This window comes from Cupriavidus alkaliphilus (assembly GCF_014191175.1).
Taxonomy (GTDB): domain Bacteria; phylum Pseudomonadota; class Gammaproteobacteria; order Burkholderiales; family Burkholderiaceae; genus Cupriavidus; species Cupriavidus alkaliphilus.
In genome coordinates, this window is the sequence record NZ_JACHWE010000002.1 from 760,542 (window position 1) to 778,668 (window position 18,127).

Annotated in this window: 12 protein-coding genes; 2 read left to right on the forward strand and 10 right to left on the reverse strand. The window is 69.2% G+C overall.

The genetic code is table 11. From position 1 onward, the window contains the following. Window positions 1-7 precede the first annotated feature (7 nt). From FHX60_RS09880 to FHX60_RS09900, 5 genes are all read right to left on the reverse strand, one after another. Window positions 8-1,303 (reverse strand): URC4/urg3 family protein, encoded by a 1,296-nt coding sequence (locus FHX60_RS09880; protein ID WP_112776533.1) that lies wholly within the window; start codon window positions 1,301-1,303, stop codon window positions 8-10. After that, window positions 1,300-2,538: a GTP cyclohydrolase II gene (locus tag FHX60_RS09885; protein WP_183283215.1), complete on the reverse strand. Its 1,239-nt coding sequence runs from the start codon at window positions 2,536-2,538 to the stop codon at window positions 1,300-1,302. Before FHX60_RS09885 ends, FHX60_RS09880 begins: the two co-directional genes overlap by 4 nt. A gap of 267 nt (window positions 2,539-2,805) precedes the next feature. Then, window positions 2,806-3,930: an acyltransferase family protein gene (locus FHX60_RS09890; protein ID WP_183283216.1), complete on the reverse strand. Its 1,125-nt coding sequence runs from the start codon at window positions 3,928-3,930 to the stop codon at window positions 2,806-2,808. 161 nt (window positions 3,931-4,091) lie between these two features. Continuing rightward, on the reverse strand, window positions 4,092-4,229 hold the full coding sequence (locus FHX60_RS09895; RefSeq protein ID WP_183283217.1) for a hypothetical protein: 138 nt from the start codon (window positions 4,227-4,229) through the stop codon (window positions 4,092-4,094). Next, window positions 4,226-5,494, reverse strand: a complete 1,269-nt coding sequence (locus FHX60_RS09900) for an MFS transporter (RefSeq protein ID WP_183283218.1) — start codon at window positions 5,492-5,494, stop codon at window positions 4,226-4,228. The genes FHX60_RS09895 and FHX60_RS09900 overlap by 4 nt, the downstream gene beginning before the upstream one ends. A 172-nt stretch (window positions 5,495-5,666) precedes the next feature. On the opposite strand from FHX60_RS09900, the gene FHX60_RS09905 reads away from it, so the two are divergent. Beyond that, window positions 5,667-6,596, forward strand: coding sequence for a LysR substrate-binding domain-containing protein (locus FHX60_RS09905; RefSeq protein ID WP_183283219.1), 930 nt, complete (start codon window positions 5,667-5,669; stop codon window positions 6,594-6,596). Here FHX60_RS09905 and FHX60_RS09910 read toward each other — a convergent pair. The 5 genes from FHX60_RS09910 to FHX60_RS09930 all read right to left on the reverse strand — a co-directional run bounded on the left by FHX60_RS09910 (window position 6,523) and on the right by FHX60_RS09930 (window position 16,734). Next, window positions 6,523-6,924 carry a DUF2917 domain-containing protein gene (locus FHX60_RS09910; protein WP_311728489.1) on the reverse strand — a complete coding sequence of 134 codons (402 nt, stop codon included), beginning with the start codon at window positions 6,922-6,924 and terminating at the stop codon, window positions 6,523-6,525. The genes FHX60_RS09905 and FHX60_RS09910 overlap by 74 nt on opposite strands. Window positions 6,925-6,947: 23 nt before the next feature. Then, a complete protein-coding gene (locus tag FHX60_RS09915) occupies window positions 6,948-8,288 on the reverse strand; it encodes a TolC family outer membrane protein (RefSeq protein ID WP_183283223.1) in 1,341 nt (446 codons plus the stop codon). Window positions 8,289-8,456: 168 nt separating this feature from the next. Further along, entirely contained in the window at window positions 8,457-13,061 is a 4,605-nt protein-coding gene (locus FHX60_RS09920; protein WP_183283225.1) for a beta strand repeat-containing protein, read from the reverse strand. A gap of 90 nt (window positions 13,062-13,151) precedes the next feature. Then, the gene (locus FHX60_RS09925; protein ID WP_183283226.1) at window positions 13,152-14,534 is read right to left on the reverse strand and encodes an HlyD family type I secretion periplasmic adaptor subunit; all 1,383 of its coding nucleotides are present in this window, start codon (window positions 14,532-14,534) and stop codon (window positions 13,152-13,154) included. Then, window positions 14,518-16,734, reverse strand: coding sequence for a type I secretion system permease/ATPase (locus FHX60_RS09930; RefSeq protein ID WP_183283227.1), 2,217 nt, complete (start codon window positions 16,732-16,734; stop codon window positions 14,518-14,520). Before FHX60_RS09930 ends, FHX60_RS09925 begins: the two co-directional genes overlap by 17 nt. Before the next feature lie 360 nt (window positions 16,735-17,094). Between FHX60_RS09930 and FHX60_RS09935 the strand changes: the two genes are divergently transcribed. After that, entirely contained in the window at window positions 17,095-18,033 is a 939-nt protein-coding gene (locus FHX60_RS09935) for an amino acid ABC transporter substrate-binding protein (protein ID WP_183283229.1), read from the forward strand. Window positions 18,034-18,127: the final 94 nt, after the last annotated feature.

Genomic DNA, 18,127 nt, shown 5'->3' on the forward strand with positions numbered 1-18,127 from the left:
GGCGCGTTCAGAACACCGTGCCGTCGCTGGTGATGGCAAACGGCGGCGCGCCGCCCGGCCGGCGCTTGGCGGCAATGCGCCGTCCTGCCGCCCAGGTGCCGCCTTCCAGCACGCGCGCCAGCGGGAACTGCGCTTCCTCTAGCCCCAGCGCCTGGCGCACGCAATCTGCCACAAGGTCCAGGCCGCTGACGGTCAGCGCGCGCCATTCGACGATGACGGGCTCATCCACCGCATGCGGTTCGGCGGCAAAGCCGGGATCGCGCGGCACCATCAGCTCGAAGTCGTACAGCAGGCCGCCGTTGCGGTACTCGGGCAGGCCGGTCAGCGCATCGAGGCCGGTCACGGTCAGGCCGGCGTCCTCGAGCGGCTCCAGCAGCGAATAGGTCAGCCACTGGGTCAGCTTGTGGAACGGCACCAGCCCGCCCGGCGCGGCCGGATGGCGCCAGCAATCGCCCAGCGACACGCCCTCGACCACGATGCGCCCCGGCCACACCGGCCCGAGGCCCACCAGCAAGGTGCGCAGCAGGAAGCCGGCATCGAGCTGGCCGCCCACGGCGTGCGCCTTCAGGTAGTCATAGAGGTTGCCCAGCCGCGCCGGCCGGCCGAACAGCGCCGGGGTCGCGTCCATCACCTCGCCCAGCCGGCGCAGCAGCCCGGCGCGGCCTTCCAGGCCCACCAGCGGGTTGTGCTGCGCGACCTGGAAGGCATGGGCAATGCTGTCGGCGTCGATGCGCTGCAGGCGCTCGGCATCGGCGCGCAGGGGATCGCCCGGCGCCGCGGAGAAGCCGCCGCGCGCGAACAGGTCGAAGCTGGCCGCGCCCAGACCTTCCGAACGCGTCAGCACCAGGTCGCTGGCCGGATCGCGGTAGCGCCATTCCGGCCCGGCGCCGGCATCCAGCAGCACGCTGGGGATCACCAGGTCGATGCCGATGCGGGCGCGCTCCTCGCGGTGCTCGGGACCACTCAGCGCGGCGCGCTCGCACAGCACCTGCCAGCGGTCCGTGCGCTGGTCGCCCGCGCCGCTTTCAAAATGACGCCAGCGGCTGTGATACGGCACCTGCAGGTCCGGATAGCGCTGGCGGATGGTGCTGGCGACGTAATCGGCAATTGCATGCACGCGGTCCGGGTGCCAGGTGAAGCGTTCGGAAGCGCCGCTGGCGACGTGCTCGGTGACCGCCGCGCAATGGGTGCGCACCGCCTCGGCGCACAGCAGCGCCGAAGCGGGATGCCCTTCGGGCACCGGGCTCAGCCAGCCGTTGCCATGGCGCTCGTTGCCGGCGCTGTCCTCGGGATACCTCGTCATTCGTTCAACCCCCTGCCCTTTGCCAGGGCCAGTTCGTTCGCATCCGGCGGCGTGTAGTGCGTGAAGTAGCCGGCGGCCACCTTGGCGTCGATCTCGACACGGGCGTCGGCGGGGATCAGCGCCTCGGGGATCGCCACCTGCTCGACCACCTCGATGCCCTGCGCCACCAGCGCCCCATGCTTCATGTTGCTCATCGACGCCCAGCGGTCGATGCGGCGGATGCCCAGCCAATGGAACACATCCGGCATCAGCTCCTGGAAACGCATGTCCTGCACGCCCGCCACGCATTCGGTACGGGCAAAATAAGTCTCGGCGCGGTCGCCGCCAACCTGGCGCTTGCGGGCGTTGTAGACCAGGAACTTGGTCACCTCGCCCAGCGCGCGGCCCTCCTTGCGGTTGTAGACCACCAGCCCGACACCGCCCTGCTGCGCCATTTCGATGCACACCTCGATGCCGTGTGCCAGGTACGGCCGGCAGGTACAGATGTCTGACCCGAACACATCCGATCCGTTGCATTCATCGTGCACGCGGCAGGCCACGCGGGTCTCGGGCTGGCCCAGCTGGCTGACATCGCCGAAGAAATACAGCGTCATGCCGCCGATCGGCGGCAAGAAAACCTTCAGGTCCGGCCGCGTCACCAGTTCCGGGAACATGCCGCCGGTCTGTTCGAACAGGCTGCGGCGCAGCACGCTTTCCTTGATGCCGAACCGGACCGCCATGCCGGGCAGGTACCACACCGGGTCGACCGCCGCCTTGGTCACGCGCACGTCGCCATTGGCATGCAACAGGTTGCCGTCGGGCTTGAGCCGGCCCGCGGCAATGGCCGAAACCAGCTCCGGCATGTTGATGTGCGCGCGCGTCACCGCGATGGTCGGGCGGATGTCGACGCCGGCGGCAATGCGGTCGGCAAAGACGGTGGAGACCAGGTGGCCCCAGGGGTCGAGCGAGACGATCTTGCCCGGCTCGCCCCACTGCGGATGCGGGCCGATGGCCTCGGCGGGCGCGGTGTCGGTCAGGTCGGGGCGATGGTCGCGCTGCAGCGTGCCGGAGGCGACCGCCAGCGCGCGGTAGATGGCGTAGGCGCCGGCGTGGGTGCCGATCACATTGCGCTGCGCCGGATTGCCCAGGCTGGCAATCACCGGCCCGCGCTCCGCCGCCGTGGGTGCGCCCCAGTGGATGGGTTCGGCCGGCTTGTCGCGGCGCGCGTGCGAAGTCAGGACGATATGGTCGGACATGACACCCTCGGTTCCCGATGGAATCCTGACCAATCGGTCAGGTTTACGATTCCATACTAGGCAACCTTTGTGCCATCGCCCAATGCCCGTTTACGCCAGTGTGGCGTTCATGTGTGTGGCGCCCAACGCAAGTCCGCGGCAGCGCTATGCACGCCCGGCGTGCCGACGGCACCACGCCCGCGGCACCCATGCACCACGCGGATGCCGAGCACGACCACGCAACGCAAGCGCGCCCCGGGTAGTGCCGCGCGGCGATGCGTGCAAGGGTTACATGGTCGGGCGGCTCGCCGAGCCCGGGCCCGAGTCGCCTGCCGCGTCACGGCGGCCGCCCAGCATCGCCCGCAGTGCCGCGAACGGCTGCGCACTTTCGACGAAGCGGTAGAACACGGCGCCCGCCACATTGCTCAGGGCCCACGCCGCCACCATGCCGAGCGCGTTCAGCACCGGCTGCCCCGGTGCCAGGTGCGACACCAGCGCATTGACCACCAGGCACACCGGGAAATGCACCAGGAACACGGAATAGGAAATCCGTCCGAAGTAGCCCACCACGCGCGCCCGTGGCCAGCGTTCCAGCCATTCGCCGCGCCGCGCCAGCGCCAGCACCAGCGCGGTGGCCAGCGCCACGGCAATCCGCAGCCGGAAATCCAGCACCAGCGCGCCCAGCGCCACCGCGCCGATCAGCGCCAGCGGCAGCAGCGGCCGGCCGGGCGCCGACGCCCAGTAGGCCAGCGTGCCCATGCCATAGGCGCCGAAGAAGTACACCGCCCAGATATCCCAAGCGGCATCGCGGTTGAACCAGAACAGCGACGCCACGGCCGCAAGCGCCACCAGCCCGATGCTGGCCGCCACGCCCGCTGGCGCCCTGCCGCGCGACACCGCGCGTGCGGCCCACAGCGTGCCCAGCAGCAGCGCGAACAATTGCAGGTCGATGGCCACGTACCAGACCCCGGCCGACAACGCGTCGACGTCGACGATGTCATGGAGCAGCGTCAGGTGCGCAAGCAACTGCCCCAGCGTGGGGGACGCCGGGATCGAGTCATGCGTCATCCAGTGCCGCGCCACGGCGGCACCGGCAACGCTGAGCAGGATCGCCGCGGCAAACGGCACCACCAGTTTCTGGTAACGGCGCCACAGCAGCGACAGCGGGTGCTGGCGGATCTCAAGCCGTCCGTCGGGTGCCAGACTGCGCGCCGCCAGGAAGCCGCTGATCACCAGGAACACCTGCACCGCGATGCGCGCGTAGTCATAGAGCCAGTCCAGCAGCCCCGGCGCCAGCCGGTACGCGGCGTCGGACATCGGTCCATAGAAGGCGAGGTGGTGCAGGACGATCAGTTGGGAGCTGACGGCTTTCAGGGCGTCGATGCACGGCAGGCGCGACGGGCAGGAGCTCATTGTTATAGGGAGAATGCAAAAGGCACGGAAGGCGCGATTCTACCCGTTGCGCCCGCACCCAATGTGCCGCAATGCATACATTTTGCGGATTGGTTACACAGTGGCCGCGCTTGTTGCCAGTTCGACCGCCGCTGTCTTGTCGCAGCGGCTGGGGGCGGGCGTTATTGGCACAGCGCCATCAGCGCTATCCACGCCTGGGCATGGGCCGGATCCAGCCACCCTGCCAGGGCCACCGCGCACAGCGCGGCGAGCCCAAGCAACGACAGCCAGACGCGCAGCGCGGGCATAGCGGGCTTCATGGCCGTGCCGGCGCCAGGCCGCGCCGGACGACCTGGCGGTCGTCGATCGGCGAGTGCAGCGCCGCGGCGACGATGCCCAGCGCCATGGCGCCGTACCAGACCGCGTCGTACGAGCGGGTCAGCTCGAACACCAGCCCGCCCAGCCACACCCCCAGGAACGAGCCGAGCTGATGGCCCAGGAACACGAAGCCGAACAGCGTGGCGAGATAACGCACGCCGAACACCTGGGCCAGGATGCCGTTGGTGAGCGGCACCGTGCCCAGCCACAGCAACCCCATCGCGGCACTGAAGGCGTACAGCGTCGCCGGGCTCAGCGGCAGCAGCAGGAACAGCGCCATCGCCGCGGTGCGCGTGAGGTAGATCCCGGCGAGCAGGTACTTCTTGCTGTGACGCCCTCCCAGCAGCCCGCACACATAGACGCCGGCCACATTGGCCAGCGCGATGATGGCGAGCGCCACCATGCCATCGGCAGGACGCATGCCGCGGTCCAGCAGATAGGCAGGCAGGTGGCTGGCGATAAACGCCAGCTGGAAGCCGCACGCAAGAAAGCCCAGGTTGAGCAGCCAGAAGCCCGAATGGCCGAAGGCCTCGCGGACGGCGGCGCTCAGCGGCTGTTCCCCCACCGCTTCCGGCGCGCGGTGGTCCGGCGCCGCCGCCGCGTCGCGGTCCTGGAACGGCAGCGCCAGGGGCACCAGCACGGCCAGTGCCAGCGCAAGCAGCAGCAGCGCACCCGCCCATCCGGTCCCGGCAAGCAGCGCCTGGGCGCCCGGCACCAGCGCAAACTGGGCGATGCCGCCGACGGCGCCGGCCAGCCCCAGCGCGCGGCTGCGCTGCGCGGCCCCGGTCATGCGGCTGAGCGCGCCGTAGACCACGCCGAAGGTGGTGCCGGACAAGGCCACGCCGACGCAAAGGCCCGCCGACCACACCAGCGCCGTCGACGTATGCGCCTGCGTCATCCCATAGAGCCCAGCGGCATACAGCGCCAGCCCGCCCGCCATCACCTTCCACGAGCCGTAGCGGTCGGCCAGCATGCCGGTGAAGGGCTGCGCCAGCCCCCAAGCCAGGTTCTGCACCGCCATGGCAAAGGCGAAGGTCTCGCGGGTCCAGCCGCGCTCGGCAATAATGGGCAACATGAACAGCCCTTGCACATGGCGCACGCCCAGCGCCATCCCCATCAGCACGCCACCGGCCAGCACCAGCACCCAGAGTTGCCGCCACCAGGGCGCGGCGCCGGAAGCGGACGAGCGTGGCAGATGGATGGTCATGACAGCCCCTTGTCGATCGATGGCGCCCGCAGGCGCGATGGCTCTATTGCACGCGACGGCAGGTCTTCCTTCAACCGATCTTTCGGTCGTTCTGCCATGCGCATCACGCATGCCAGGAGCTTCCCGGATCGTGCTGTAATGAGGCCTCGCGCGTCTGCCCGGAGCTCACTCCATGTCCACCCCGCTGGTTCGCCTGTTCTCCCTCGACCTGCTCAAGGGCTTCGTCGCCGTCGGCCGGCGCATGAGCATTACGCAGGCGGCGGACGACCTGTGCCTGACCCAGTCGGCGGTGAGCCGCCAGATCCATGCGCTGGAGGCGCAGCTGAAGGTGCAGCTGTTCGTGCGCAAGCATCGCGGCGTCGCCTTCACCGCCGAGGGGGAACGCTTGTTTCGCAGCGCCGACAGCGCGCTGCAGCAGCTGCAGGACGTGGTGGCCGAGGTGCGCCGCAGCGAGGGCCGCCAGCCGGTCACCGTCACCGCCAGCATCGGCGTGACCGGCCTGTGGCTGCTGCCGCGGCTGGGCAGCCTGCAGAAGGCCCACCCGCACCTGGATGTGCGCCTGTCGGCCAGCAACCGTATCAGCGACCTGCGTGAAGAAGGGATCGACCTCGCGGTGCGCTATTGCCGCGACGCCGCGGCGCCGCCCGACGCCGTGCGCCTGTTCGGCGAGCATATCGCCCCGATCGTGCACCCTGCCTTGCTGGGCGCGGCCAGGCAGGACGGCGACCCACTGCTGCAGCTGCCGCTGCTGGAATTCGACGATCCGCGCCCGTGGCTGCAATGGCGCAGCTGGCTGGCGCCGCGCGAATTCCGTCATGCCAGCCAGCGCGGCATGCTGCGTTTCAACCAGTACGACCAGGTCGTCCACGCCGCACTGGCGGGGCAAGGCATCGCGCTTGGCCGGCTGGAACTGGTGCGGCCGCTGATCGATGGTGGCCAGCTGGTAGTCGTGCCGACGGCGCGGCAAGTTGCTCCCAGCCCGAATTCGTACTGGCTGGTTCACGCCGCCGCGCATCCGCGCGACGAGGTCAGGCGCGTGGCGGCATGGATCTGCCGGGAAGCCGCGCAAACGGCCATGATGCCAAGCCCCGCAGCCACTTGAACCCGGGGCCGCGGCGTTGCCGCGGCGCCTCGATCCGGCACAGCGCCGGACCGGCTCCATGCAGCGCGGCAAGGAAGACCTCGGTGTCGCCTAGCAGCCGATGGCGCTCGCCACGCGCAAGCAACAGATCCGGCGACGCCCGGCCCGGCGCCTCGATGGTCACCCACACGGTGCCGCCGCGGCAGACCAGCTCCGTGCCGGCCCGCAGTCGCAGCCGGACGCATTCCGCTTCGAGGGAAAGAGTGCATGACATGAAAGGCTCCGGTTGACCCTTCCATTGTGTGGCTCGCCACGGTGCCCTGCCATGAGCATTGCGCCGGCCGGGCATGCGCGGGCGGCATGACCGGCTGGCTAGCGCCGCCCCGTGCGCAGCCCCGTCTGGAGCAGCGCCTCGCCAGGCGGCGCCACGTTCAGCGTCGCCAGCAGCAGTCCCGTGCCGGCCAGGATGCGGTACTCGCTGGCCAGTTCGGTGTACTGCCCGGTCACGTACGCGTTGCGCGCGCTGAAGTATTCATTCTCGGCATTGAGCAGGTCCAGCAGGCTGCGCTGGCCGATGCGGAACTGCCTGCCGTAGCTGACGCGCGTGGCATCGCTCGCCTGCACATACTGCTGCAGGCTCGCCAGCCGGTCCTGCGCGGTACGGTAGGCGTTGTAGGCCAACGACACGCTCTCCTGCACCTGCCGGCGCAGCCGCTCCAGGTTCTGCTCGGCCTCCTGGATCTGGAAGCCGGCCTCATTGATGCGCGCCTTGTCGGCGTTGCCGCGGAACAGGTTGTAGCGCAGGCGCAGCATCACCCTGCGCTCGTCGGTGGTGCCCAGCACGCGATCGCGGTCGCGCCCGGCGCCGGCCTCCAGGTCCAGCCTTGGCCACAGCTCAGACCGCGCCAGCGAGCGCGCGGCCTCGGCTTCGGCAATGTCGGCCTGGCCGGCGCCCAGCGCGGGATGGCTGGCGCTGGCCAGCTGTTGCGCTTCGCGCTCGCTCGCCGGCAGCATGGCGGCGAGCGAGTCCGGGCGGGACAAGCCCTGCGGCGTCGCCCCGACCACGCGCTGGAACGCCGCCACGGCATCCTGCAGCGCGCCTTCTTCGGCGCGAAGGCTCGCCTGTGCCAGCGCCAGCCGGCTCTCGGCCTGGAACAGGTCGGCGCGGCGCAGTACGCCGTTGTCGGCGCCGAGCCGGATCTGGTCATGGATGTGCTGGTGCGCCTGCAGGTTGGCGACGCCGATGGCCACCGTTTCCTGCCGGCGCAGCACCTCCACGTACACGCCCACCGTGCGCAGGGCGATGTCCTCGGCGGTGGCGCCAACCCGGTAGGCCGCGCCTTCGATCCGGGCGCCCTGGCGCTCGACATCGCTGCTGACCGCGAAGCCGTCGAACAGCATCTGGGTGATGGTGACATCGGCGGCGTGGCGCGCAGATGACGAATCCGAGCCGCCGATCGCGCGCGAACTCTGGCTGTCCAGGCGCGCCCGGCCGCCGGCACCGCTGATATCGACGCGTGGCAGGTAGCCGGCGCGCGCCTGCCTCAGACCCTCGTCGGCCGCCAGACGGCGGCTGCCCGCCGCCAGCACTTCGGGATTGCTGCGCACGGCCTGCTCCACGGCCTGCGGCAATGCCTGTGCTAACGCAGGCTGCGGCACCAGCATCGCCATCCATAGCAGTGCGGGTGCCAGCCGGCACCATGTCGTCGTCATGCTTCCCCCTGCCCGGGTACACCGCGTCCGTGCGCTGCACGCGCCGGACGCGGCGCCCTACCCGCTTCTTATGGTTATATGCCCTGCCGGCAGCGATGCCGCCGTCCTGCATTGCCGCGTGGCCGCGGCATCCTCCCCTCTTTCCCGTCCGTTCTCCGTAGTCCCGCGTCAGACCATCTGGATATTGCCGTTGCTCAACAGCGTATTCAGATCGAGCCCCACCATGCCCTGCAGTACCGCGACATCCTGGAAGGCGGCGGCCGTGCCAGTTCCGTCGCGATCCAGGCTGACCACGGTATTGCCGTCGACCTCGGCCAGCCGCACGAACTGCGCGGCATTGTCGCTGCCGACGCCGACGCCAGACAGCAGGTCGGACAGGTCCAGCACATCGCCGCCGCTGGCCGCGGGCGCCAGGTTGAAGTCAGTGATAGTGTCGACCGAAGCGGCATCAGAACGCAGGACGCGGAAGATATCGCTGCCGTCGCCGCCGGCCAGTGTGTCGGCGCCGGCGCCCCCGACCAGCAGGTCATTGCCGGCAGCGCCTGCCAGCAGGTCATCGCCGGTGCCGCCGCGCAGCACATCGTTGCCGGCGGAGCCCGAGATCGTGTCGTTGAACGCCGAGCCGATCACGCCTTCCATCTTCGTGTAGCTGTCGGTGCCAAGGCTGACGGCGCCGAGGTTGACCGCAGTCACGCCGCTGCCCTGGACCAGCGTGAAGCTGATCGCGCCGGTCGCATCGGAGAAATCCAGCAGGTCGATGCCGGCGCCGCCGTCGAGGGTGTCATTGCCGGCGCCGCCGCGCAGGACATCATTGGCGCCGCTGCCGGCCAGCGAGTCATTGAAGCGCGAACCGATCACGCCTTCCATATTGCTGTAGGTATCGCTGCCAAGGCCCACGCTGGACAGGTTTACCAGCGTGCTGCCGCCCTGCATCAGCGCAAAGGTCAGCCCGCCGCTGGCATCGGAAAGGTCCAGCATATCGATGCCGCCGCCACCGTCGAGCGTATCGTCGCCGGCGGCCCCGCGCAGCACGTCGTCGCCGGCGCCACCGCGCAGCGTGTCGGTCGCTGCCCCGCCGATAAACACATCGCCGGCGGCGGCGCCGGTCAGCGCATCGCTGTTGCTGCCGCCATCGAGATAAGAGGCCTGGTAGCTCTGGCCGGCCAGCGATACCGTGGCCGCGCCATTGGTTGACGAGACATTGACTGTCACGGTGGCCGTGCTGGTGCCGCCTGCGCCATCGGAAACGGTATAGCTGAAGCTGCCCGTCGCCGTGTTGCCCGAGTCGAACAGGATGTAGCTGTTATTGGTGTCCGGCGCGAATCTCAGGTTGCTGATGGCTCCGCTGGTCCCGCCCAGAGCGGTAATCGAAAGCGCCAGGCCGTCGACGTCGCCGTCATTGCCGAGCAAGGCACTGACGGGTATCAAGATATTGCTGGTGTTGTTCGAGACATAGACCACATCCGCGGCGGCCACCGGTGCATCATTGACGGGATTGAGGGTGATCGCGACCGAGTCGGTGTCGGTGCCTGCGCCGTCGCTGGTCTGCATCTGCAGCGAGGCGCCGCCGGCATAGTCCTTGTCGCCGGTGAATTGCAGGCCATCGAGCGCGGCGTTGATGGCCGCGTCGCTGCCGGTGAAGGTCATGGTGCCATCCGCGCTGCCGTCGCCCGCAAGGAACTGCAATCCCGCGGTGCCGTTCAGCGTAATGGTGCCGGCGCTGGCCGTCAGGGTCACCGTGTGGCTGGTGCCGTCCACGTCAGCGATGCTGAGCGCATTGCCGGTGGCGGCGCTGAATACCAGCGGCGTGTCCTCGTTGACGACCTGCGCCACCGGAACACCGTTGACGACGGTGTCGTTGGTGCCCGCGATATTGACCTTGATTTCCCGGCTCGCGCTGAGGTCCGCCGAATACACCGTCAGCGAATCGCTGGCCTGCTGGCCTGCCGCCAACGCATCGGCCTTGTCGTTATCGAGCGTGTAGGTCCACGCGCCGGAGCTGCTGTCGAAGGTGAACGTGCCGTACTGGCCCACCAGGCTTTCCGGCGCCACCGCGGCAAGGTGCGCTTCGCCGCTGTCGACATCGCTGACCGTCAGCGTGCCGCTGGCCGATGCGTCGCCCGCCGTTGCGTTCGCCACACCGCCGGCCTCGGTCACCACAGTGTCCTCGCTCGTCGACGCCGTGATGGTCGCCGCATCGTTCGTGCCGGTGATATGGACCGTGATGGTCTGCTGCGCGGTCTGGTCCGCCGATGACACCAGCAGCGAATCGCTGACCTGTTGGCCGGCTGTCAGTGAGTCGGCCTTGCCGTTAGCCAGCGTGTAGGTCCAGGCCCCGGAGCTGCTGTCGAAAGTGAAGGTACCGTACTGGCCCACCAGGCCTTCCGGCGCCACCGCGGCAAAGTGCGCTTCGCCGCTATCGACATCACTGACCGTCAGCGTGCCGCCGGCCGATACGTCGCCCGCCGTCGCGTTCGCCACGCCACCGGCCTCGGTCACCGTCATGTCTTCGCTCGCCGACGCCGTGATGGTCGCTGCATCGTTCGTGCCGGTGATATTGACCGTGATGGTCTGCTGCGCGGTCTGGTCCGCCGATGACACCAGCAGCGAATCGCTGACCTGTTGGCCGGCGGTCAGTGAGTCGGCCTTGTCGTTATCCAGCGTGTAGGTCCACGCGCCGGAGCTGCTGTCGAAGGTGAAGGTACCGTACTGGCCCACCAGGCTTTCCGGTGCCACCGCGGCAAAGTGCGCTTCGCCGCTATCGACATCACTGACCGTCAGCGTGCCGCTGGCCGATACGTCGCCCGCCGTGGCGTTCGCCACACCGCCGGCCTCGGTCACCACGGTGTCCTCGCTCGCCGACGCCGTGATGGTCGCCGCATCGTTCGTGCCGGTGATATGGACCGTGATGGTCTGCTGCGCGGTCTGGTCCGCCGATGACACCGGCAGCGAATCGCTGACCTGTTGGCCGGCGATCAGTGAGTCGGCCTTGCCGTTATCCAGCGTGTAGGTCCAGGCCCCGGTGCTGCTGTCGAAGGTGAACGTGCCGTACTGGCCCACCAGGTTCTCCGGTGCCACCGCGGCAAAGTGCGCTTCGCCGCTGTCGACATCACTGACCGCCAGCGTGCCGCTGGCCGATGCGTCGCCCGCCGTCGCGTTCGCCACACCGCCGGCCTCGGTCACCACGGTGTCCTCGCTCGCCGACGCCGTGATGGTCGCCGCATCGTTCGTGCCGGTGATATGGACCGTGATCGTCTGCTGCGCGGTCTGGTCCGCCGATGACACCAGCAGCGAATCGCTGACCTGTTGGCCGGCGGTCAGTGAGTCGGCCTTGCCGTTATCCAGCGTGTAGGTCCAGGCCCCGGTGCTGCTGTCGAAGGTAAAGGTACCGTACTGGCCCACCAGGCTTTCCGGCGCCACCGCGGCAAAGTGCGCTTCGCCGCTGTCGACATCGCTGACCGTCAGCGTGCCGCCGGCCGATACGTCCCCCGCCGTCGCGTTCGCCACACCGCCCGCTTCGGTCACCGCGGTGTCTTCGCTCGTCGATGCGGAAATCGTCGCGACATCGTTGGTGCCGTTGATGCGGATGCTCAGTGTCGATGCCGCCGAGGCCTGGCCATCCGTCACGCTATAGCCGAAAGACTCCTCGACATGGTCGCCGGGGCGCAGCGACTGGACCAGCGGATTGCCGTTGTCCAGCGTGTAGCTGTAGCTGCCGTCGGCGTTGATCTGCAGCGTGCCGTACTGGCCGACATAGGTGCCGGGACTGGCCACGGCCAGCACATTGCCGGGATCGACGTCGCTGTCATTGGCCAGCACGTTGCCGGTAACCGGGTTCGGAAGGTTGTCTTCGCCGATGGCGTTGGTATCGGCCGCGGCGGCAGGAGCATGGTTATCGTAGCCGGCAAAATCGGATTTGGTCAGGTCGTGCAGGCCGTCCAGGCGAATCACCATTTCGGCCGTGGCGGGATTGCCGTCGACATCGACGTAGACGTAGGTGTTGCCGCCCGCTTGCTGGTACCAGGCCCCATGGGCCGTCGGCGTCAGGCCGCCCCACTGGAAGCCGGTGTCGCCCAGCACCGGGCGCAGGTCCAGGCGATCGGTGCCGCGCTCAAAGCCGGCGATGACGTCCATGCCGGCCGCGGTGGAATCCGAGACAGCGTGGTAGACAAAGGTGTCGCGGCCGCTGCCACCGCTCAGCATGTCGCCGCCGCCCCCACCGGCGATGGTGTCGTTGCCGCCTTCGCCGTAGATGGTGTCCTTGCCATTGCCGCCGGCAATGATGTCGTCGCCGCCGACGACGGCGCCGTCGCCGTTGTCGCCAAAGATCAGGTCGTCGCCGTTGCCGCCCTGGATGCGGTCATTGCCTGGCTGGGCCGATTCATGCCCGCGCCCGCGCAGATAGTCGGCATAGCTGTCGTAGCCGTCGCCATAGAGCGTATCGCCGCCGTTGTCGCCGGTGTAAAGCGTGGACGCGCCGTCGGCGCTGCCAATCACGTCGTCGCCGCTGCCGCCATAGACGGCGTCGGTGCCGTTGCCGCCCGACAGGCTGTCGTTGCCGCGCCCGCCGAACACGCGGTCCTTGCCGTTGGCGCCCAGCAGCGTGTCGCTGCCATCGCCGCCCTCGACGATATCGTCGCCATTGCCGGCATCGACATAGTCGCTGCCATCGCCCGCGCTGACATAGTCGTTGCCGTTGCCGCTCAGAATGGTGTCGCTGCTTGCGGTGCCGATGAGGCTGTCGCTGCCGTTGGTGCCAGTCACGGTTGCCATGGTGGTTCTCTCTCCGTCCTGAATGCAGGCCCCGCGGCCATGCGTTGCTTGTTATCGTTGCAATAGGCCCGCGCGAGGGCCGGCTGGGTGCTACCGTTCACGGAACGCCATGTCCCGGGTCTTGATGATGGGCTTGAGCAGGTAATGGAGCACCGTCTTCTGCCCCGTCAATACATCCACCGTGGCAACCATGCCGGGCAGGATCGGGACCTGTACGGTGCTTCCTGCCGGCCGGTTGTCGCGGGTGCGCACGCGCACCAGGTAGTAGCTCTCGGGGCGCTCGCCGGGTCGCTCCGGCGTGAGCGTATCGGCGCTGATATGTTCGACGGTGCCGGCAAAGCCGCCATAGACGGAGAAGTCGTAGGCCGACAGCTTGACCACGGCGGGCTGCCCCGGCCGCAGGAAAGCGATGTCGGCCGGCCGCACGCGGGCCTCGACCAGCAGGGTGTCTTCCAGCGGCACGATCTCCACCAGGTCCATGCCCGGCTGGACCACGCCCCCCACGGTATTGATCTTGAGCTGCTTGACGATGCCGGCCAGCGGCGCGCGCACCAGGGTGCGGTCGACCCGGTCCTGCAAGGCGGTGTTGGTGGCGCTCAGCGCTGCCTGCTCGGCCCTGGCCTGGTTGAGCTCGCGCATGGCCTCGGCGCGGAAATGCGCACTCGCCTCGGCGAGCTTCTGCTGGCTTTCGCGATAGGCCGCCTCCAGTCGCGGCATCGCCAGCCGCGACGCGTCGAGCTCGCCCTTGAGGTCATTGGTCTGCCGCTCCAGCCGCAGCACATCGACATCGGACACCACGCCCTGCGCCACCATCGGCCGCATCATCGCCAGCTCCTGCGCCACCAGGCGATGGCTTTGCCGCAGCTGCTGCTCGCGCGAGCGCTTTTCGGCCAGCTCCTGCCGGCGCTGCTCCGACTGCTGGCGCAGCACGGCCAGGTTCGCTTCCAGCGCGTGCCTGCGCGAGGCGAACAGCGAGCGTTCCTCGGCCACGAAACGGCGCGTATCGCCGTCGCCGCCCGCGCCGGCGACGAAGTCGGTGCCGGCGGCCTCGGCGCTCAGGCGCGCGATGCGTGCCACCAGCGCATCGTCCTTGGTACGGCCCTCCTGGTACGAGGCGGTGAAGCGCGTATCGTCGATGCGCATCAGCGGCTGGTCCTTGCTGACGACCTGCCCCGGCCGCACCATGATCTGCGCCACGATCCCGCCTTCCAGGTTCTGCACCACCTGCACCTGGCTCGACGGAATCACCTTGCCCTCGCCCACCGCCACCTCATCGACCCGCGCCAGCGCTGCCCAGGCCAGCGCCACGCTGACGAAGCCCACGGCACACCACAGGATCCAGTGCGCGAACCAGCGAGGCCGCGACAGCGCCGCCGCGTCGCGCGCATCCATGAATGCGGTGTCATCGGCATGCGGCCGCAGCGCGGCGGCCACGCGTCGCGCAAGGGTACGGAGCTCAGGCCGAGGCGACATGGAGCTTCCTCCCCGCCAGCGCGTTCAGCACCTCGGCCTTGGGCCCGTCCGCGACGATGCGGCCCTGGTCCATCACGATCAGGCGATCGACCAGGCTCAGCAGCGAGCCGCGGTGGGTCACCAGCAGCAGCGTGCGCTCACCCAGCGCTGCCGCGAGCCGCGCCTTGAACTGCTCTTCGGTGCGGTTGTCCATGGCACTGCTGGGTTCGTCGAGCAGCAGCAGCGGCGGCTGCAACAACTCCGCGCGCGCGATGGCGATGGCCTGCCGCTGGCCACCCGAGAGCCCCTCGCCGCGCTCGCCCAGGCGCAGGTCATAACCCTCGGGCAGGCGCTCGATGAATTCGCTGACACCGCCCAGGCGCGCGGCGCGGAGCACGGCGGCATCGTCGGCGTAGGGCGCGCCCATCACGATGTTGTCGCGCACGGTGCCGCTGAACAGCATCACGTCCTGCGGCACATAGCCGATACCGCGCCGCAGCGCCGCCGGGTCGAGCTGGCGCACCTCGGTACCGTCGACCAGCACCGAGCCGGCATCGGGCGGATACAGGCCCAGGACCAGCTTTTCGATGGTGGTCTTGCCCGAGCCGATGCGGCCGATCAGCCCGACCCGCTCGCCGCTGGCAATGCGGAATGACACACCGTCGAGCGCGGCACCGTCGCGGCCGGGATAGCGGAAGCTGACCGCGCGGAATTCGATCTCGCCGCGCAACGGCGGACGGTGCAGGAAATGCTTGCCGGGCGGGCGCTCGACCGGCAGCGCCATGGTCCGGTCGAGGGCGGCCAGCGCGGTGCGCGCCTGGTGATAGCGCGTGGTCAGTCCGGCCATCTGCGACAGCGGGGCCAGCGCACGCCCGGCCAGGATGGTGCAGGCGATCAGGCCGCCCATGGTGAGGCGGTCGTCGGCAATCTGGTAGACGCCCATCACCACCACCGCCAGCGTGGCGGCCTGCTGCGCGAACAGCGCAGCGTTGATGACGCATGCCGACAGCCAGCGCGAGCGCAGCGCCAGCCGGGCCATCTGCCCGACCACCTGCTCCCACTGCCGCTGCGCGACACCTTCCGCGCCCGTGGTCTTGATGGTCTCCAGCCCCACCAGCGTCTCCACCAGCACCGCCTGCCGCTGCGCCGCGCAGGCACTGCCGGCCCGCACCGCGCGCGACAGCGGTCCCTGCAGCGCCAGGCTGAGGCCAAGCACCAGCGGCACCGTCAGCAGCGGCACCCATGCGAGCGCGCCGCCCACCCAGAACATCGCGGCAATGAAGACCGCGGCGAACGGCAGGTCGACCAGCGTGGTGATGGTGGCGGAGGTCAGGAAATCGCGCACCGATTCGAATTCCTGCAGCTGGCTGCTGAGGCTGCCGACCGGGGCGGGCCGTGAGCGCATCTCGATGCCCAGCACTTTCTCGAACAGCGTGGCGGATACCGTCACGTCGATGCGTTTGCCGGCCACGTCGACAAAGTAGCCGCGCAGCATGCGCATGGCGAGCTCGAACAGCAGCACCAGGCCGACGCCCACGGCAAGCGCCCACAGGGTCTCCAGCGCATGGTTCGGCACCACGCGGTCATAGACGTTCATGGTGAACAGCGGCATTACCAGCGCAAACAGGCTGAGCAGCAAGGAAGCCACCAACACCTCGCCATAGACCGGCCAGCACTGACGCATCACGCCCCAGAACCATGCCCGCGGCCCTTGATCCGGCGCTTGGTCGGGCGCTTGGTCGGGCGCGGCATCGACAGCAGCCCGGGCGGCATCCGAACGGTACGCGGGCCGGGCAAACACGGCGTGTCCGGTGTAGCGTGCCAGCAGGTCTTCGCCGCGCACGGCCTGTTCGCCGTCGCCGAACTCGGGCAGCACCACCACCAGCATGCCTTCCTCGGCGCGGCGCACCAGGATGCAGGCCTCGCCCTGGTCCAGCAGCAGCATCGCGGGCAGCACGCGGTCAGGGATCTCGTCGGGCCTGCGTCGTACCAGCCTCGCGCAGAGGCCCGCGCGCGCTGCGGCACGCGCGCACAACGCGGGGGTAAGGCGATGGCCCTCCAGCGGCAGCCCGGCGACCAGGGCCTCGGCGGAGGCCGGCTGGTGGAAGTGCCGGGCCAGCCAGAGCAGGCAGTCCAGCAGCGCATCGTCAGGACGCGCGTGGCCGGGCAGACCCGGGGCGGCATGCCGGATCTCGCGCGCATGCGTGGCGGCTGCGTGCATGGCACAGGTCCCGGTGTCAGCGCGACGGTGGACCAGGCCGCGGCCGGCCGATGGCACCTGCCGCCATCGTCGTGCGCCCGCGATTGCTTGCTGCCATCGTGCCTCCCGTCCCGTTGACATGTCGTTTTCTGCAAGCGTAGGGGAGGCGGTCGCCGGCGCCCATCGTCCGGATGGCGCAACCGGCGCATCCAATGGTCGGGGAGCCTCATCCGTTTGGCGTTTCACCAATGCAACCGATGCGGGGAAACGAGTCGTACCTGGGAATTTGCTTATGACGACAATGTCCTTCGCCGCACGCAGGCCGGGGGTATACCCTAGCGTCTTCGCCGGATTGCCGGCTGCTTTCCAGTTTCTCCCCGCATGACCGCCTTCGCCTTGCCTGCCCTGACCGCCCGCCTTTCCCGCGCCCGCCGCCCGCTCGCGGCAATCCTGCTCGCCGCCGGCGCCGCCGCCATGCTGGCCCCGGCCGCGGCACGCGCCCAGAGCCCGGTGCTCGACAAGATCCGCGACGCGGGCACCATCGTGCTGGGCTACCGTGAATCCGCGCTGCCGTTCTCGTTTGCCGACGACAAGGGCCAGCCGGCCGGCTATGCCGTCGACCTGTGCCTGCGCGCGGCCGAGGCGGCGCGCCAGAAGCTCGGCCTGAAGGACCTGAAGGTGCGCTGGATGCCGCTGACGCCGCAGAACCGCATCCCGGCAGTGGTGAACGGGCTGGTCGACCTCGATTGCGCTCCCAACACCAATTCGCTCGAGCGCCAGAAGCAGGTTGCGTTCAGCGTCTCGCACTATGTGTCGACGGTGCGCATGCTGGTGCGCGCCGACTCGGGCATCCGCTCGTTCGGCGACCTGCGCGGCAAGACCGTGGTCACCAGCGCGGGCTCGACCGGCGACCGCCACGTGCGCCGCTTCAAGGGCCAGTACGGCTATCACGACGTCTACGCCAAGGACCACGGCGAATCGTTCCTGCTGCTGGAATCGGGCCGGGCCCAGGCCTTCGTGATGGACGACGTGCTGCTGGCCGGCCTGCGCGCGCGTGCCAAGGATCCTTCGCAGTACGTCATCGTGGGCCCGGCGCTGTCCGTCGAGCAGAACGCGCTGATGCTGTCCAAGGCCGATCCGGAATGGAAGCGCCTGGTCGACCAGACTCTCGCCACCACCTTCGCCGGCCCCGAGGTCAAGGCGCTGCAGCAGCGCTGGTTCCAGCAGCCCATCGGCAGCCGCGGCATCAACCTGGCGCTGGCGCCTTCGGGAGAGGTGCGCGCGGCCTGGAAGCACCCGTCCGACGCGGTCACCGAATAAGGCGTCCCGGCGGCGCCATGCGCAATCGCGCTGGTGCCGCAATTCAGGGTTTCCATGAGGTTGCCGTGCCGGGCAAGCTCCAAGTTGACAGTCG